Below are 16,748 nucleotides of genomic sequence, written 5' to 3'. Positions count from 1 at the left end.
GGAAAGCAACCACTGCGAAGTGGCAATGTAGAATTTGAAAATTATGAATGGACATACGTTAGGTACAAAGTACGCAAGGACGTACCAAGAAACAAAGCGATAGCTGAAGGTGATTGGAGTACGTCTACTGCGCGAGTCGTTAAGATTTTTAGAATCTTCGATTCGTAAAAATCATTACGTGCAAAATACGCACAGTTGCTCCAAGAACGTAGTGATTGGAAAGCAACCACTGCGAAGTGACAAAGGAATTATAAGAAACTTGGTAAAAGTATTATTTAACGTTACGTACAAAGTACGCAACGAAGACTTACTTTTAGAGGAACTAAGATTCATAGATGCAATTTTTTTTTTAATTTGTATAATTGAAAACTATGTTTTTATAGATGGTTTTATGATATAATGATTTTAAAATTTATTTATGGAAGGTAAGATGACTAGATATATAGTTTTAAATTCTATTTGAACTTTATATCTAATCTTTAATGGAGAAGAGTAATGTATGAGAAATTATTGATGAAAACAGCGTTACTTGCGGGAAAAATATTAATGGAAAATGGTGCCGAGGTATATAGAACAGAAGATACTCTTGAGAGAATCATTAAACATGGTGTTGGTGATGATCGTATTGATGAATATTATACTCATGTTACTCTTACTGGTATATTTATTAGGATAGAAAAAATAGGAACTGATTTTCGAAGAGTAGGGGATAGAACCTATAATTTAACTAAAATATCGGAAGTTAATTCATTGTCGAGGGCATTTACATCGGGAAAAATAAGTTTACCAGATATGTATAAAGCACTAAAAAGAGTTCAAGAGGAAAAGAGCCCTATAAAGGATTGGTTTAAAGTTCTTTGTTCAGGTGTTCTAAGTGGAAGTATCGTCTTGATCTTTGATGGTAACTTCTGGGATGTAATACCTGGAGGAATAGCTGGAGCAGTGGCATTTTATGTTTATATTAAAGTTATAGATTATTTAAAAGCGCCTTTTATTTCTGAGTATATTAGTACTTTTGTCGGTGGTGTAGCGGGATATATTGGTTTTGCATTATTAAATGGACATTCATTAAGACTTGCGATGATAGGTGCAGTAGTTCCTCTTGTTCCAGGTATTACAATAACGAACTCAATGAGGGATATTATCGCCAGACAGTTTATTTCTGGGTCTATTCGATTTATTGAAAGTTTCTGTGTAGCATTTGCGTTAGGTGCAGGAATAGTTACTGTATACTATATAGTTAGACTACTAGGAGGTGTGGTATAATGCTTGCTGTTATGAGTCATGCCTTGTTATTACTATATCATTTTATATTTAGCTTTATATCTTCAGTATCTTTTGGAATTGTTTGTGATGTTCCAAGAAAAACTTTGGTAACTGGTGGAATAATTGGAGCGGTAGGATGGTGTGGATATTGGGAAATGTGGAGTCATGGACATAGTGTATTTATGTCGAGTTTAGTATGCTCGTTATTACTAGCTAATATAGGTCAAATTTGTGCCATTAAATTTAAAAATCCTGTAACTGTATATTTCGTTCCAGGTCTTGTACCGGTAGTGCCTGGAGTAACTATTTATGATGCATTTAGAACGTTATTATTAGATGAATATGGAAATTCTGCAAAAATTTTCTTAAATAGTTTTTATGGTGCTATAGGTTTAGCAGTTGGTATAATAATAGCTGATTCGATTTTTAGAGTTGTACTAAAACCATTATTAAATAAAAAATCTAAATAAAGATAAGATATAATAATAGATTTATTGAAATTTATTATTATATCTTATTTTTTACTTGTAATGTATGGTGATGTGTGGTACACTTTAAGTGAAAGATGTATGGTGGTATATGGTACACTTAGGAAGGAGGTCACTATGTTTCAAATTGATTCATTATCAGACAAACCTATTTATAAGCAAATAGTAGACCAAATTAAGTCTATGATAAGTAAAAATTTATTACAGGAGGGGGATAAATTACCATCGGTAAGAGAATTTTCGAAAATGCTTGGTGTTAATGTCAGTACAATTCAAAAAGCATTTCAACAGTTAGAAAGTGAAAAGATAATTACAACGATAGTAGGAAGAGGTACTTTTATTACAAATAATTTTGATAATATTATTCCAAATTATGAACTAATAGATTCGATAATTGAAGATCTAGTTAGGGAAGTAAAAATAAGGGGAATCTCGGAAGAAGATTTATTAGAAAAAATTAAGTTAGAATTTCGAAAGGGTGATTAATTATGGATAATAAGAAGATTGATGGAAAGTTAAAAGAATTAATCATGGAATGGAAATTTTTAGGATTATCGATGGAGAAATTATGTGAAGTCATTTCAGAAAAGATAAAGGAGAAAAATTATGAAACTTACGATAGAAAAAATTAATAAAAAATTTTCCAAGAAGATAGTATTAAATAATGTTAGTTTTTCCGTAAGTACTGGAGAAATTGTAGCACTTGTTGGTAGAAATGGAAGTGGGAAAACAACATTATTAAAAATTCTATCAGGGATATATAGTCAAGATTCTGGGAAAATAAGAATTGAGGATGTAGATAATAAAAATATAAAAAAACAACTGATTTATATACCAGATAGATTCGACTATTTTAAAAATTCTAAAATTAAAAAAGTTGGTGAATTTTATAAGTTAGCTTATGAAAATTTTGATGAACAATATTTTAAAACAGAATTAGAAAAAATTAAATTATCACAAACTAGTAGATTATCTGAATTATCAAAAGGGCAATTAGCTATTTTTAGTTTGATTTTGGGGATTTCATGTCGAACAAAGTTTATCTTCTTAGATGAACCATTAGATGGAATAGATGTAATAAATACTAAAATGATAGTTGATTATATTTTGGACGCTCAAAGTGATGGAGTTGGGTTATTAATTAGTAGTCATCAATTAAATGCTCTGGAAAATATAAGTGATAAGGTTGTCTATTTAGATGATGGAGTTGGAGTTAGTGAAGAAATTAATAAGGATGAGTATAGTAAATATCAATTAGTGTACCAAGAGAAAATACCAGAGGAGTTACGTCGTAATCCAGATGTAAGAATTATTAGTAATATCGGAAGGGTTTATGTGGTTATTATGAGGGGAAGTTATGATACTACTCATGATATTATCCAAGATAAAGATCTTCTTCAATATGATAAACTCCCTATTGTATTAGAAGATATCTTTTTATTAAATAGTAAGGGGGAAGATGAAAATGTGTAAAGATATTTTAAAAATTATGCGCATATATTTGAAACAATATTCAATTATGTTAATTATATTATTAATTGCCTTTTCTACATTTGCCGCTACAAGTACCAATAAACAACTAAATCAATTGAAAAATGGAGTTGCAGTTTATGATTTTCAATTATCTACGGGAATAGCTAAGGAATTGGAAATTAGAAAAGGTGCATCTAATGACGAGGTAAATAAAAAAACACATGAATTGAATAAGATGCAAGAAGAGTATCAGAAAAATTATAAGGAAAGATTATCAAAAGAAAAATTTGATAAGATGAAACATTCTTATGCGGTTGGAGCATATTTGCATAACTTTCCTATTACTACATTATGGACATTTTATACTAATGATGAGGATCTAAATGTACTTACTGGCAATGATAGTGAAAAATATAAACAGTACTTAACTGAAGAAGAACTGAATAATGTTCCTAAGTATAAAGAATGGTCAAGAATGCAGCCGGGTAGCAAGGAGTATTTTGATAAACAGGAAGAACTAGATAAAATATATCCTCCAGCACTAGATATTAGTAATACAAAAACATTAACTTTCTTAAAAGAAAATTTAGAATCTAGTAAATTTAAGTTAAAAGAAACTATGTTTAACGAGGGAACTAATATTGGGTATTATATTTTAATAACTTTGATCCCGTTATTAATCTTCGGAGTTGAATATCATACTAATTTTGGTAAATTTGTAGCGAGCTTACCTTATGAAAAAGAGAAAGTATACTTTGCCAAAGTAATTTTATCATTCTTAACTTTAATAGTTAGCTACATTCTAACAGGATTAACAAATATAGCAGTTATAAGTAATAGTTTGTTAGGAGAACTCTATAATGTGTCAGCGGTATTTGAAATAAATAATAAAATTTATATACTAGGAATAGGTCTAGTATTACTAGGAGCAATCTTATCAAGTTTTTGTGGAAGTATATTGAGCATAGGTGTGATGTATATCCCAGCTCTTACATTAATATATTATCCATTGGGAGTATGGATTGGTGTAGGAAAATTATTCTTTGTAAATTATTTTTCAAATAAGCCGTTTCTTGATAATATACCAAAGATGCCAATATTTTATTATTTCGGATACGCTCCTTGGAAGAATATAATTATTTACCTAGTTATTTTAACTGTAATTATGCTGTTATCAAGTAAGGCCTATAAAAAGCATAATGTAGAAAAAGAAGGTGAATTTTTCATAATAGAAAGAGTTTCATTAGTGGGATATTTAATATTGTTAATGGGAATATTTGCTTTCGTATTAATAGTATTAATAGATGTATTTACTATTAACCGTGGTCTAGCTTTAGCATTAACAATATTATTAGTGCCAGCTATTCTTTGGAAATTGGTTCAAACAAAGATCAGAATATAAAATTTTATTGAAAATTAAACACGAAAGATGAGAGATTCTTGAAAAATTAGAAATTCTCATCTTTTTGTATATTTAATAAAAAATTAGTGAAAATAAAATTTAGTAAGCTATTAATTGATATTTTCTCTAAACGATACACATTTACAGTAAAAATGAAAATTTTTAATCGATGAAAAGGATGAATTTAGACTTTAAAATCTACTGATTTAACTAGCTTTTATTCAAATAATATGGAGTATATAAAAGTTCTACAGAAAGAAAACATGTAAATTTTTTCAAAAAAACTATTGACAGATAAAAAATAACTTGTTATACTTAATCACAAGTTAATGATTCACACGTTGAAAAGATAAGTAAAAGTGAAAGATGGTAAAGAGAGTCTCGGTTGGTGAAAAGAGATCGTATTGGAAACTTTGAAAATGGTCTTTGAGTGTTAATGGTCGAATAATTAGACCTTTACGGGTGAGCCCGTTATAGCTTCAGGGTATAACACCATTGTTTTTTGGTGCGTACTTTTTGAGTTGATATTTGTGAGAATATCATAAAGTAAGGTGGTAACACGTAAATTATTAGACGTCCTTGCAGAAGCAAAAGCTTCTGTGAGGACTTTTTTATTTCTCAAAATAATCACAAGAATTCTTAACTTAAAGAAATAATATAAACATTTCGGAGGAAAGAAATATGTCAGAATTACTAAATATTTATAAAACATTAAAAAACAAAAAATGGGTTAACTTAAGCCACAAAATTGATGAAAACTCACCTAAGTTCCCAGCGCTACCTGCGTTAGAAAAAGAAAACGTCTTTACTTTAAAAGATGGATTCTATGTTCAAAAATTCTCAGTTGTTGGACAATATGGAACACACATCGATGCGCCAATTCACTTCGTTGAAGGTGGTCGTTGGTTAGATGAAATCGAACTTAAAGATTTACTATTACCTTTATACGTAATAGATAAAAGTAAAGAAGTAGCGGAGAATAATGATTATGTAATTACTAAACAAGACATTCTTGACTTCGAAGCTGAACATGGTGAAATATTACCAGAATCATTCGTAGCATTTAGAAGTGATTGGTCAAAACGTTGGCCTAGCTATGATGAAATTAGAAATCTAGATGAAAATGATGTTCAACACACTCCAGGATGGGGAAGAGATGCACTAGAATTCTTAATTAAAGAAAGAAAAGTTAAAGCTGTAGGTCATGAAACATTAGATACTGACTCAGGAGTTACAGCGGCAGCTGAAGGTCTTATTCAAGAGTACTACTTACTAGAACAAGATATTTATCAAATAGAAGTTTTAGCAAATCTTGATCAAGTACCTGCGACTGGAGCTTTAATCTCAATTGCTTATCCAAACTGGACAGAAGCAACTGGATCTCCAGTAAGAGTAGTAGCGATATTACCAGAAGACGAATAGTACGGTCTTTATAAAAAAGTTTTAGTTTATGAGAAAAAATAGATATTAGAAAAGAGAAAAGAAGAAAAGTTTGAAGAGAAAAGTAACTAGCAATTTATAATAAAGTCAAAATAATAAAGTCAAAATAATAAAGTCAGAAGAATAAAACAAAAAGAGAAAATAAATCAGTTAAACAAAAGGAGAAAAAAATATTATGGGTCAAGGATGTCAAATTAAGGTGTTAGAAAGGAGCATTCGTAATGCTTAAAGGATCTTGTTTATGTAAAGCAGTGACCTACACTCTAGATGAGGAATTATCGGAATTAGTTTTTTGTCATTGCTCATTTTGTCGGAAAGTAACTGCGTCTGCCTATACAGTTAATGCTAAAGTTAGCAGTAAAAAGCTAGTATTGCATGGAAAAGAAAATCTTGTTTCCTATAGTTCTTCTCCAGGGAAACAGCGTTATTACTGCCAGAACTGTCATAGTCAAATTTTCACTGTTCAAGAAAATATTCCAGAAGTCTGTGCTTTGAAATTAGGTACAATAGATGAATGCGATCAGAATTTACAAACTGTTCCTAAACGTCATATTTTTCAGGATCCAGCCTTTTCTTGGTTGCTTGATAAATAAATCTAAGAAGATAGAGAAAATAAATTAGTTAAATAAAAGGAGAAAAAATATTATGTGTCAAGGTTGTCAAAATAAAGTAGTAGAAAGAGCAGCATATAGAGTAGATCACGTTGGGTCATTTTTAAGACCTAAGGAATTAGTAGAAGCTCGTGAAAAATTCTCAAAAGGAGAATTATCACAAGAAGAATTAACAAAAGTAGAAGATAAAGCAATTACTGAGTTAGTTGAAAAACAAATAGCAAATGGACTAAAAGGAGTAACAGATGGAGAGTTCCGCCGTGCATACTGGCACCTAGACTTCTTCTGGGGTCTTAACGGTGTAGAACACGTTCAAGGAGAAAAAGGTTACCCATTCAAAGGTATCGAAACTAAACCAGATACAGCAAAAGTATCAGGAAAAATCAGTGGAGAAAATCACCCATTTGTAGCACACTACAAATTCTTAAGAGACTTAGTAGCTGATAAAGAAGGTGTAACTGTAAAATTAACAATTCCATCACCATCACAACTATACTTTGAGTTAATTCGTACAGAAGATCACATCAAAGGATACGAAAAATTCTATCCAACATTCGAAGAATTAAAAGATGCGATTGTAGCAGCTTATAAACAAGTAATCGCAGACCTTTACAACGAAGGACTACGTGTATTACAATTTGATGATTGTACATGGGGAGCATTAGCTGATGACGGATTTGCGAATCGTTTCCGTGATGCGCGTCCATTAGAAGAAGTTCGTAGAGAATATGCAGCACGTTGTTTAGCATTAAATAACGAAGTTATCGAAGGAAAACCAGGAGACTTAGCAATAAATACACACGTTTGTCGTGGTAACTTCGCTTCTAAATGGATTTCTCAAGGAGGATACCAAAACGTTGAAGACGAGCTACTTGCTGGAGAAAACGTAAATGCATACTACTTAGAATACGATACAGATCGTGCAGGAGATTTCAAGCCACTAGCAAAAGTTGGAAAAGATAAAAAAGTTGTTTTAGGATTAATTACATCTAAATTTGCAGATTTAGAAGATAAAGAAGAAGTAATCGCAAGAATTAAAGAAGCTAGCGAATATGTACCATTAGAAAACATCTACTTAAGTACACAATGTGGATTTGCTTCTACAGAAGAAGGAAACGTGATTACTGAAGAAGATCAATGGAAAAAAATTGCCCTAATCAAAGAAATCGTAGAAGAAGTTTGGGGTACAGAAAAATAATAATACTTTAGTATTTCTTCGAGTATACCAAACCAAAAGAATTATATAATTAAAGTAAATGATAAAAGTAAGCACATAAATTGACATTTTTATCTATAATACAGTAAACTAAACTAGCATTGATTTCATTCGTTCAATGTTAAATAATATCTGGTTTTATTATTCTTATTATGAAATATAGTCTATTTAATCAATACATGAGTAGCAATGTAAGTCTCTCACTGTCGAATAGGCAAATGTATTTAACCATTATTAAATAGGGGAAACCAAAATATTTCGTAGTTAGAAAATAGGACTTAAAATCAAGGAGGAAAAAAAGAATGAAAAAAAACAAATTGTTTATAGGAGCACTAGCGTTAGTAATGAGTGTTGTAACAGCATGTAGTTCAAAAACGCAAAACACAATTACCACTTCTCAAGATAAAGATACTTTCACGTATGCTATTAGTGATGATCCATCATCAACTAACCCAATCAAGGTTAGTGACCGTTGGGGATTAACAATGACTAATATTATCTACTCACCATTAATCAAGGTTAATGGAGATGGTTCAAAAGAATATGCTTTAGCAGAATCTACTGAACTTGCAAAAGATGGTCTTAGCTTAAAAGTTAACTTAAGAAAAGATGTAAAATGGTCTGATGGACAAAAATTCACAGCTGATGACGTAGTTTTCACTTATCAAACAAAAGCTAAAAAAGAAAATGGAAACTTCAAGAACTTATGGATTGGTGATAAACCGATAACTATAGAGAAAGTAGATGACTACACTGTAGTATTTAAGTTCCCAGAACCAAGCGCAGCTGCGGCAAATAACATTGCGAATGAAACTTACATTATTCCAAAACACGTTTATGGAAATGTATCTGACTTCTCAGTTAAAGAATTAAAAGAAGCACCAGTAGGAACTGGACCATACAAACTAGTAGAGAACAAACGTGGAGAATATATTAAATTTGAAGCGAATGAAAATTATTACAACGGTAAACCAAAAGTTAAAAATGTAGTACTACGTATTATTAAAAGTGCTGATACTACAAAAGTAGCATTACAAAAAGGTGAGGTAGATGCAGCATATGTATTACCTGCTGCAATTAAAGATTTAGATTCTAAAAACATCGATACTTATCCTTACAGTGAAAACCGTATCGGTTACTTAGGACTAAATACAAACACAGATGAATTAAAAGATGTTAAAGTTAGACAAGCTATTTTATACGCATTAAACAAAGAAGATATGAATAAAGCAGCTTATTTAGACAGTAAATACTACCAAAACCCTTATTCATTCTTACCACCGAAAAATCCATTCCATACTGATGATGTAGAGAAATATACTCAAAATATTGAAAAAGCAAAATCACTATTAAAAGAAGCGGGAGTTTCTAACTTGAAACTTAACCTAGGATATGCAAGTAACGATGCTGCAAATACTATCCAAGCAACATTCATTCAACAACAATTACAAGCAGTAGGAATTAATGTAGAGCTTCGTGGTGGAGATGAAACAGCTATCTTCACAGAGTTAAGAAAAGTTGGTTCTAAAGCTTACAACCTATTCTTAGGTGGATATATTATGGGTAACGATCCTGATTTATACTCTAAGCTATTTGGATCAAATGGTACTTCAAATTACTTCCAATACAGAAGTGAAAAAGTTGATGGATTATTCAAACAAGGTGCAGCTGAATTAGATGAAGCTAAACGTAAAGAAGTGTACAAAAACCTTCAACAAGAAATTGCTAACCAAGCATACTTATACCCAATCGTAGATAACCAAAAAATCTTAGCGGTTAACAAACGTGTTGGAAATGTTAACGATGCTAAGTTAGTACCAATCTACACATTTGATGATTTATCAAAAATTACTCTTAAATAGTAATAAATAGTAGAAAATAAAATATAGTATGAGGGGGAGTACGATAAAATCCTATTTAATAATAAGATTTTATAGTATCTCCCTCGCTTTGTTAGTTTTAAGGGGAACGTTTATTTATAATTTATAACAAAAATATTTATGATAAATTATAAATGAATTGCATAAAAATATAGTAATTAGAATTTAAAGGAGATTGTATGATTCGATATATTTTAAAACGTATATTACAAGCAGTACCGCTACTTTTAGTAATATCGTTTATAGTATTTACTTTAATACATTTAGCACCATATGATGCTATCGATGCACAGATAACATCGAATATGTCACAAGAAGAAATAAATATTCTTCGTGAGCAAAGTGGGCTTAATAAACCATTTTTAATTCAGTATGTTGATTGGTTAGGACAAATATTAAGCGGGAACTTCGGGCACTCACTAGTAACTCACAATAGTGTAGGAGAAGAAATCCTAGCGAAAATACCTAATACAATATCATTAGTATTACCAGCCTACATAACAGCACTAATAATCGCAATAGTACTTGGATTACTAGCTGCTGCAAACAAAGGTAAATGGCAAGATAAATTCATCGATGCTGTAGCTTCATTAGGAATAGCTACTCCATCATTTTGGATAGCGATGATATTTATCTATGTTTTAGGATATCAATTAAACTTATTCCCAATAATAGGGATGCATACAATTGGTAAAGAAGGCGATTTTGGTGATTTCTTATCACACTTTATTATGCCTTATCTAACTTTAACAATCGTATTCTTCGCAGAACTTACACGTTATGTAAGATCTTCAGCTTTAAGCCAAACAAATGAAGAGTATGTAGTAGTTCAACAAGCTTTCCAAGCGACAAAAACTCAAATTTTCACAAGACACATTATAAAAAATGTGTTAATACCAGTAATTACTCAAGTGGGTATGTCACTACCAATGTTAGTAACTGGAGCGATTATTACAGAAACAGTATTTAGTTGGCCAGGAATAGGACCATATATTACACAAGCAACTAGAGCATTAGATTATCCTATTATAATGGCAGTAATGTTACTTTCAGCTACACTAGTAATAGTAGGTAATTTAATTTCAGATATACTTTACTCTATAGTAGATCCTAGAATTAGAAGAGGAGGTAAATAAGATGAAAAGATTTATTAAAATAGCTAAAAGTTCAAAAATTTATATTTTTTCACTTATTTTTATAGCGATATTAGTGTTTGTATCATTAATAGCACCTTTACTTCCTATTGATCCAGCGGCTACTGATGTAGCAAATCTATCTCAATCACCGAGTCTACAGCACTTATTCGGGACTGATGAGGTAGGACGTGATTACTTTATTCGTGTAATCTATGGAGGGCGTATTTCTCTTATAGTAGGATTACTAGCGATGGTAACTGCCGTAACAATTGGAACGATAGTAGGACTTATCGCAGGTTATGTTGGTGGAGTTGTTGATACTTTACTTATGCGTTTAGTTGATGTATTATCATCTATTCCATGGTTAGTATTAGTAATTGTACTTAGTGTATTTTTAAAACCAGGAATTGGTTCAATAATTATAGTAATAGGATGTTTTTCTTGGATGCGTCTTGCGAGATTAGTTCGTGCAGAAACTTTATCAGCAAAAGAATACGACTACGTAGTATACAGTAGATTTAGCGGTGTAAAAACTATCTCTATCCTAAAGAAACATATTATTCCAGCTATAATACCAACTTTAGTAGTAGCAGCAAGTGCTTCAATAGCAAATGCAATAATGACAGAAGCGGCGCTTAGTTTCTTAGGACTTGGTATTCAACAACCTATGACTTCTTGGGGAACACTTCTGCAAAATGCACAACAAAGCTTACAACGTGCACCTCATATGGCAATTATCCCTGGATTATTTGTAATGTTAACAATTTATTCATTTAATAATATTGGTAACTTATTTACAAAATATATTCAAAAGGAGGGAGAATAATATGACAAACATAGTAGAATTAAAAAATTTAACGGTTAATTATAAACCTAATAAAGAAGTAGACAAAGAACTAATACACGGCATTGATATTAATTTTAGAAAAGGTCATATCACTGGTGTTGTTGGTGAATCAGGAAGTGGGAAAAGTATCCTGATGCGAAGCATAATGTCTATTCTTCCTAACAATATTTTTGATAAAAATGATAAGTTTTTCTTTGATGGAAAGGAAGTTAAGAGTGGGGAGAAATTACCAATCTCTATGATCTTCCAAAATCCTATGACTTCACTAGATCCAGTTAGAACTATTGGTTTTCACTTAATAGAAGTAATAGAAAGATTTCAAAATAAATCTAAAGAAGATGCGAAAAAACTAGCTATAGAGCAACTTGAAAAAGTAGGTATTCTTAATGCGCCTCTAAGAATGGAACAATATCCACATGAATTATCTGGTGGTATGCGTCAAAGAATATTAATAGCTATGGCATTACTTGCTAATCCTAAGTTATTGGTAGCGGATGAGCCTACAACTGCTCTAGACGTTACGGTTCAAGCACAGATTTTATCTCTTATTAAGAAATTACAAAAAGAAACAGAACTTAGTGTAGCGCTAGTCAGCCACGATTTCGGTGTAATAGCTGGAATGTGTGACTATGTGTATATTATGTATAGAGGTAGAGTTGTGGAAAAAGGAAATGTTGAAGAAATTTTCAGCAATGCACAACACCCATATACAAAACAACTTCTTGCAGCGGCAAGATTAGAAAACACTAATAAAGAACTTCTGACTGTTGATTATAAGGAAGATGGCAAACACTATACTTGGCAAAAACTTAGCGATACTCATGAGTATCTGAAAGAGGTGGAGTAATGAGTAAAGAGTATTTAAAACTTAAAAATGTACGAAAAGTATATAAGTCTAAAGGAATGGGTAAAGAAGTCAAAGAAACTATAGCTGTTAATGACATTAGTTTAGATATTTATAAAGCAGAGACTTTAGCTGTAGTAGGTGAATCTGGAAGTGGAAAGACTACCCTAGGTAAAGGGATTTTAAATATTGATCCATTCACATCAGGGGAAGTTTTTGTAGAAGGTAATGAAAAATCTTTAACAAAAATGTCGAAAAAAGAACTTGCAGAAGTTTATAGCAAAATGCAAATTATATTCCAAGACCCATATTCATCATTAAATCCACGAATGAGTGCTTTAGATATAGTTATGGAAGCTTTACACAAAGAAGACAAAGAAACTGCGAAGAAAAAGGCGTTAGAAATTTTAGAGTTTGTTGGAATTTCTAATGAAGACGCGCTAAAATTATCAAATGCTTTTAGTGGAGGGCAACGACAACGTATTGGTATTGCTCGAGCAGTTGTAACAAAACCAGACTTCATTCTATGTGATGAACCAACTTCTGCCTTAGATGCTTCAACACAAGCGCAGGTAATTAATTTATTAAAAGATTTACAAGAAAAATTCTCTCTAACATACTTATTTATTTCACATAACTTAGGTGTAGTAGAGTATATCGCAGATAGAATAGCTGTAATGTATAGAGGTAATCTAGTAGAATTAGGAACAACAGAACAGATTATGAAAAATCCACAGCACGTTTATACGAAACGTCTTCTAAACTCTATGCCGATTATTGATCCAGTAAGAGCTAGAAAGATGTTCGAAGAATTCGAAGTTAGTGCAGAGGAAATAGTAATAACTGGCACAGAAAAATTCGAAGAAGTTGAAGAAGGACACTTTGTGTTAAAATAATAATTTGAATGCCAATCTCAAAGATTAGAAAATCTAGCTTTTGGGGTTGGTATTTTTACAAAAATATTTAAAAACAGATTTTGACAGCAAGCAAAGTTTGGAGTAAAATATTAGTTATAATTTATAACTAATGAAGAAGTTAAATAATGAGGTACAAATATGAGTAAGAAAAAAGAATTAAAAACAAATGCTATGCGATTTTTAGATGAAAATGGTGTAGAGTACAATCACTTTGAATTTGATGCAGAAAGTGATGCTGCGAAAACTGGTGTAGGAGTAGCCGATATTATCGGACGTGACCATAACCAAGTATTTAAAACAATTATGACTACGGATGGTAAAGGTAACTATGTAGTTGGAGTACTTATGAGTGAAGATAGCATAAACTTCAAGAAACTTGCCAAAGCAGCAGGAGTGAAAAGTTTATCAATGTTACCACTTAAAGACCTGACAAAAATTACAGGATATGTAAAAGGTGGATGTTCACCATTCGCGATGAAAAAACTATTCCCAACTTTTGTAGATGAAAAATGTCGTGAAGTTGAAACGATTATTGTATCTGCAGGTAAAGTAGGTCATCAAGTAGAAGTAAAACCAGAAGTACTAGAGCAACTTATCGGTGCTCAAGTAGTAGACTTTAAAGCTGAATAATATAAGAAGAACGACTTTAGATAATAATTTGCTCTCGAAAAATTAGAGCAGATTCATATTTAAAGTCGTTTTTTATAAAAATCATTCCGAAAAGGTTTACAACGTCAGAATAAGTGCTATAATATTAGTAAAATAAGTAGATAGGGAGGTCAATACTTATGAAAAAAAGTATTAAAATAGGAGCAATGAGTTTATTATTAGTGCTACTTCCAGGAAGCTTAGGAATTGGTACAGTTTATTCTTCATCAGGTGGAAATACTAATGTGAATGAAGAAAATACAACATATCAAGATAATAATGTTGTAACGGATAAAAGTACAATTGTGAATAATTCTGAGAATACTGCAGAAAAGATTTCTAAAAGTATTCCTTATGACTATCCCGTAGGTTCAGCATACCCAACAAGTGTAAATTATAGTCAATTTTATGATGGGAATGGTTGGGCTTCGGGTACATTATACTTCAGTGATATATATCCAATAGGGAATGGTAAAGTACGTGTTTGGTATCATGGAGAATTAAGCTTAAAATAATATAATAAACTTATTTATGAGAGATGTCTTAGAGTGTTTAAATGCTCTAAGATATTTTCTTTTTCTAGATATCTCCTTAAATAATTATAAATTATTGTTGAAAAAAGACAATAATCCTCTCTAAATATTATTGAAAACGTATAAAGTAACAATAATTACGTTAATTGAAAATGTATTGTAACATAATTGAAATACTTTAGATATTCTAATGAAACGTTGTTTTGATATAATCTTAAGAGTAAGGAGGCGTGGTATGTTATTTGATACACATGCGCATCTAAATGATGATGCTTATTTAGAAGACTTAGAAGAAACTATTGCTCGTGCGAAAGAAGCGGGAGTAAAATTAATAAATATAGTTGGTTTCGATGATAAAAGTATAGAAAAAGCACTGGAAATCACAGCTAAATATGACTTTTTATATTTAACAGTAGGTTGGCACCCAGTAGAGGCAATTGACTTTACAGAAGAAAAATATGAAATGATAAAAAATATTGCTTTAACTAATGATAAAGTAGTAGCCATCGGAGAGATTGGTCTAGATTATCACTGGGATAAAAGTCCAAAGGATGTTCAAAAAGAAGTATTTAGAAGACAAATTCAACTAGCAAAAGAAGTAAACAAACCAATAGTAATTCACACACGTGATGCTATGGCAGATACAATACAAATACTTCAAGAAGAAAAAGCTAGTGAAATTGGTGGAATAATGCACAGCTTTTCTGGTTCTGTAGAAAGCATGAATATAATGCTAAAAGAGAACTTCTATATTTCACTAGGTGGACCAGTAACATTTAAAAATGCAAAAACACCTAAAGAAGTAGCAAAAGCTTGTCCATTAGATAAATTGTTAATTGAAACGGATTGTCCGTACTTAACACCAACACCATATAGAGGAAAAAGAAATGAACCTGCATATGTGCATTATGTAGCACAAGAAATTGCAGATCTTAAAGAAATGTCGTATGAACAACTAACAAAACAAACATTCAATAATGCATGTACGTTGTTCGGATTAGAAGATAAAAAGGAGATTGATTAATACATGAAATTAGGTAGAATTATAGCCGCAGCGGCAACATCGGGATTATTATTATCAGGAGCTTTCGTAGTAGCGGAAGAATACACAGGGCACAATGTTTTTGCCGTAAACCTAGATAATACTAATAAAATTGAGCTAAAAACTAAAAAAGGAACAGTAAGAGAAGTTCTTATCGCCAATGATATTCCTTTTGGTGCAGATGATAGAGTGGAACCAGGATTAGATACAAAAGTAAATGGTGGGGAAACTATCAGCATCTATAAAGCTCATGAAGTAACAATCGTTGATGGAAATACAACTACGGTAAGAAAAACTACTTACAAAAAAGTTGAAGATATCTTAAAAGAATTAAACATCACTCTTGGTGAAAAAGATGAAGTTACACCAGGATTAAACAGTGAAGTAGCTACAGTTGATACAATTAAAATTGCTAGAACTGGAAAAACTACTGAAACTAAAAAAGAAGTAATTAAATTCGAAACAAAAGAAGAAAAAGATGATTCTAAATATGTAGATGAAAAAGTTACAAAAGTTGAAGGTAAAAACGGTGAGAAAGAAGTTACTTACAACGTTGTAAGAGAAAAAGGTAAAGAAGTATCTAGAGAAGTTGCTTCTGAGAAAGTAATTACTGAAGCTACAGCTAAAGTAGTAGTAGTAGGAACTAAACAACGTCCAGCAGCTCAACAACAAGAAGTAGCAGCACAACAATCTTACGCAGCACCAGCTCAATCATATTCAGCACCAGGTGGATCTGTTGTATTATCAAATGGTAACACTGCAGGTGCAGATGGAGCAGCAGCAGCTCAAGAAATGGCTCGTCGTACTGGAGTACCAGCATCAACTTGGGAACACATCATCGCTCGTGAATCAAATGGTCAAGTAGGAGCTAGAAATGCTTCTGGAGCTAGTGGATTATTCCAAACAATGCCTGGATGGGGATCTACAGCAACAGTTCAAGATCAAATCGATGCAGCAACTCGTGCATATCAAGCACAAGGTTTATCAGCTTGGGGAATGTAATAA

The 16,748-nt window shown here is 31.5% G+C and carries 17 protein-coding genes, 2 pseudogenes and 1 other annotated feature; all 19 genes and pseudogenes read left to right on the top strand.

The window, feature by feature from the left end; genetic code table 11:
* The first annotated feature begins 495 nt into the window (after positions 1 to 495).
* The gene (locus tag O3801_RS08075) at positions 496 to 1,266 is read left to right on the top strand and encodes a threonine/serine exporter family protein (protein ID WP_371454631.1); all 771 of its coding nucleotides are present in this window, start codon (positions 496 to 498) and stop codon (positions 1,264 to 1,266) included.
* Positions 1,266 to 1,736, top strand: a complete 471-nt coding sequence (locus O3801_RS08070; RefSeq protein ID WP_371454630.1) for a threonine/serine exporter family protein — start codon at positions 1,266 to 1,268, stop codon at positions 1,734 to 1,736. Before O3801_RS08075 ends, O3801_RS08070 begins: the two co-directional genes overlap by 1 nt.
* A gap of 135 nt (positions 1,737 to 1,871) precedes the next feature.
* Positions 1,872 to 2,240 carry a GntR family transcriptional regulator gene (locus tag O3801_RS08065; RefSeq protein WP_294683205.1) on the top strand — a complete coding sequence of 123 codons (369 nt, stop codon included), beginning with the start codon at positions 1,872 to 1,874 and terminating at the stop codon, positions 2,238 to 2,240.
* Positions 2,241 to 2,242: 2 nt separating this feature from the next.
* Positions 2,243 to 2,386: a hypothetical protein gene (locus O3801_RS08060; protein ID WP_294683206.1), complete on the top strand. Its 144-nt coding sequence runs from the start codon at positions 2,243 to 2,245 to the stop codon at positions 2,384 to 2,386.
* Positions 2,361 to 3,227 (top strand): ATP-binding cassette domain-containing protein, encoded by an 867-nt coding sequence (locus O3801_RS08055; RefSeq protein WP_371454629.1) that lies wholly within the window; start codon positions 2,361 to 2,363, stop codon positions 3,225 to 3,227. Before O3801_RS08060 ends, O3801_RS08055 begins: the two co-directional genes overlap by 26 nt.
* Positions 3,220 to 4,629, top strand: a complete 1,410-nt coding sequence (locus O3801_RS08050; protein ID WP_371454628.1) for a hypothetical protein — start codon at positions 3,220 to 3,222, stop codon at positions 4,627 to 4,629. The genes O3801_RS08055 and O3801_RS08050 overlap by 8 nt, the downstream gene beginning before the upstream one ends.
* Positions 4,630 to 4,961: 332 nt before the next feature.
* Positions 4,962 to 5,213, top strand: a binding site (T-box leader).
* 97 nt (positions 5,214 to 5,310) lie between these two features.
* Positions 5,311 to 6,051: a cyclase family protein gene (locus tag O3801_RS08045; RefSeq protein WP_294683209.1), complete on the top strand. Its 741-nt coding sequence runs from the start codon at positions 5,311 to 5,313 to the stop codon at positions 6,049 to 6,051.
* A 239-nt stretch (positions 6,052 to 6,290) separates the two neighbouring features.
* Positions 6,291 to 6,662 (top strand): GFA family protein, encoded by a 372-nt coding sequence (locus tag O3801_RS08040; protein WP_371454627.1) that lies wholly within the window; start codon positions 6,291 to 6,293, stop codon positions 6,660 to 6,662.
* 52 nt (positions 6,663 to 6,714) lie between these two features.
* Complete coding sequence (locus O3801_RS08035; RefSeq protein WP_371454626.1) at positions 6,715 to 7,878, top strand: 5-methyltetrahydropteroyltriglutamate--homocysteine S-methyltransferase; 1,164 nt, start codon at positions 6,715 to 6,717, stop codon at positions 7,876 to 7,878.
* A gap of 320 nt (positions 7,879 to 8,198) precedes the next feature.
* Positions 8,199 to 9,758 carry an ABC transporter substrate-binding protein gene (locus tag O3801_RS08030; protein WP_371454625.1) on the top strand — a complete coding sequence of 520 codons (1,560 nt, stop codon included), beginning with the start codon at positions 8,199 to 8,201 and terminating at the stop codon, positions 9,756 to 9,758.
* A gap of 197 nt (positions 9,759 to 9,955) precedes the next feature.
* A complete protein-coding gene (locus tag O3801_RS08025) occupies positions 9,956 to 10,912 on the top strand; it encodes an ABC transporter permease (protein WP_294683213.1) in 957 nt (318 codons plus the stop codon).
* 1 nt (position 10,913) lies between these two features.
* Entirely contained in the window at positions 10,914 to 11,738 is an 825-nt protein-coding gene (locus O3801_RS08020) for an ABC transporter permease (protein ID WP_299321449.1), read from the top strand.
* 1 nt (position 11,739) lies between these two features.
* Complete coding sequence (locus O3801_RS08015) at positions 11,740 to 12,606, top strand: ABC transporter ATP-binding protein (RefSeq protein WP_294683214.1); 867 nt, start codon at positions 11,740 to 11,742, stop codon at positions 12,604 to 12,606.
* Positions 12,606 to 13,499, top strand: a complete 894-nt coding sequence (locus tag O3801_RS08010) for an ATP-binding cassette domain-containing protein (protein ID WP_294683215.1) — start codon at positions 12,606 to 12,608, stop codon at positions 13,497 to 13,499. Before O3801_RS08015 ends, O3801_RS08010 begins: the two co-directional genes overlap by 1 nt.
* A 159-nt stretch (positions 13,500 to 13,658) precedes the next feature.
* Complete coding sequence (gene ybaK, locus O3801_RS08005) at positions 13,659 to 14,150, top strand: Cys-tRNA(Pro) deacylase (protein WP_294683216.1); 492 nt, start codon at positions 13,659 to 13,661, stop codon at positions 14,148 to 14,150.
* A gap of 158 nt (positions 14,151 to 14,308) precedes the next feature.
* The gene (locus O3801_RS08000) at positions 14,309 to 14,683 is read left to right on the top strand and encodes a hypothetical protein (RefSeq protein ID WP_294683217.1); all 375 of its coding nucleotides are present in this window, start codon (positions 14,309 to 14,311) and stop codon (positions 14,681 to 14,683) included.
* 253 nt (positions 14,684 to 14,936) lie between these two features.
* Complete coding sequence (locus O3801_RS07995; RefSeq protein WP_102169839.1) at positions 14,937 to 15,725, top strand: TatD family hydrolase; 789 nt, start codon at positions 14,937 to 14,939, stop codon at positions 15,723 to 15,725.
* 3 nt (positions 15,726 to 15,728) lie between these two features.
* A pseudogene (locus O3801_RS07990) lies at positions 15,729 to 16,379 on the top strand (ubiquitin-like domain-containing protein); the annotation flags it as partial.
* Between the two features lie 14 nt (positions 16,380 to 16,393).
* Positions 16,394 to 16,745: pseudogene (locus O3801_RS07985) on the top strand (transglycosylase SLT domain-containing protein); the annotation flags it as partial.
* Positions 16,746 to 16,748: the final 3 nt, after the last annotated feature.

This window comes from Gemella sp. 27098_8_149 (assembly GCF_041433745.1).
Lineage (GTDB): Bacteria > Bacillota > Bacilli > Staphylococcales > Gemellaceae > Gemella.
This window is presented reverse-complemented; position numbering and strand designations above follow the sequence as displayed.

Bases quoted from the DNA above. Each gene is read 5' to 3' on its own strand.
- ybaK (WP_294683216.1), top strand. From the start codon at position 13,659: ATGAGTAAGAAAAAAGAATTAAAAACAAATGCTATGCGATTTTTAGAT.
- O3801_RS08010 (WP_294683215.1), top strand. From the start codon at position 12,606: ATGAGTAAAGAGTATTTAAAACTTAAAAATGTACGAAAAGTATATAAG.
- O3801_RS08020 (WP_299321449.1), top strand. From the start codon at position 10,914: ATGAAAAGATTTATTAAAATAGCTAAAAGTTCAAAAATTTATATTTTT.
- O3801_RS08050 (WP_371454628.1), top strand. From the start codon at position 3,220: ATGTGTAAAGATATTTTAAAAATTATGCGCATATATTTGAAACAATAT.
- O3801_RS08055 (WP_371454629.1), top strand. From the start codon at position 2,361: ATGAAACTTACGATAGAAAAAATTAATAAAAAATTTTCCAAGAAGATA.
- O3801_RS08075 (WP_371454631.1), top strand. From the start codon at position 496: ATGTATGAGAAATTATTGATGAAAACAGCGTTACTTGCGGGAAAAATA.
- O3801_RS08070 (WP_371454630.1), top strand. From the start codon at position 1,266: ATGCTTGCTGTTATGAGTCATGCCTTGTTATTACTATATCATTTTATA.
- O3801_RS08065 (WP_294683205.1), top strand. From the start codon at position 1,872: ATGTTTCAAATTGATTCATTATCAGACAAACCTATTTATAAGCAAATA.
- O3801_RS08030 (WP_371454625.1), top strand. From the start codon at position 8,199: ATGAAAAAAAACAAATTGTTTATAGGAGCACTAGCGTTAGTAATGAGT.
- O3801_RS08060 (WP_294683206.1), top strand. From the start codon at position 2,243: ATGGATAATAAGAAGATTGATGGAAAGTTAAAAGAATTAATCATGGAA.
- O3801_RS08000 (WP_294683217.1), top strand. From the start codon at position 14,309: ATGAAAAAAAGTATTAAAATAGGAGCAATGAGTTTATTATTAGTGCTA.
- O3801_RS08045 (WP_294683209.1), top strand. From the start codon at position 5,311: ATGTCAGAATTACTAAATATTTATAAAACATTAAAAAACAAAAAATGG.
- O3801_RS08025 (WP_294683213.1), top strand. From the start codon at position 9,956: ATGATTCGATATATTTTAAAACGTATATTACAAGCAGTACCGCTACTT.
- O3801_RS07995 (WP_102169839.1), top strand. From the start codon at position 14,937: ATGTTATTTGATACACATGCGCATCTAAATGATGATGCTTATTTAGAA.
- O3801_RS08040 (WP_371454627.1), top strand. From the start codon at position 6,291: ATGCTTAAAGGATCTTGTTTATGTAAAGCAGTGACCTACACTCTAGAT.
- O3801_RS08035 (WP_371454626.1), top strand. From the start codon at position 6,715: ATGTGTCAAGGTTGTCAAAATAAAGTAGTAGAAAGAGCAGCATATAGA.
- O3801_RS08015 (WP_294683214.1), top strand. From the start codon at position 11,740: ATGACAAACATAGTAGAATTAAAAAATTTAACGGTTAATTATAAACCT.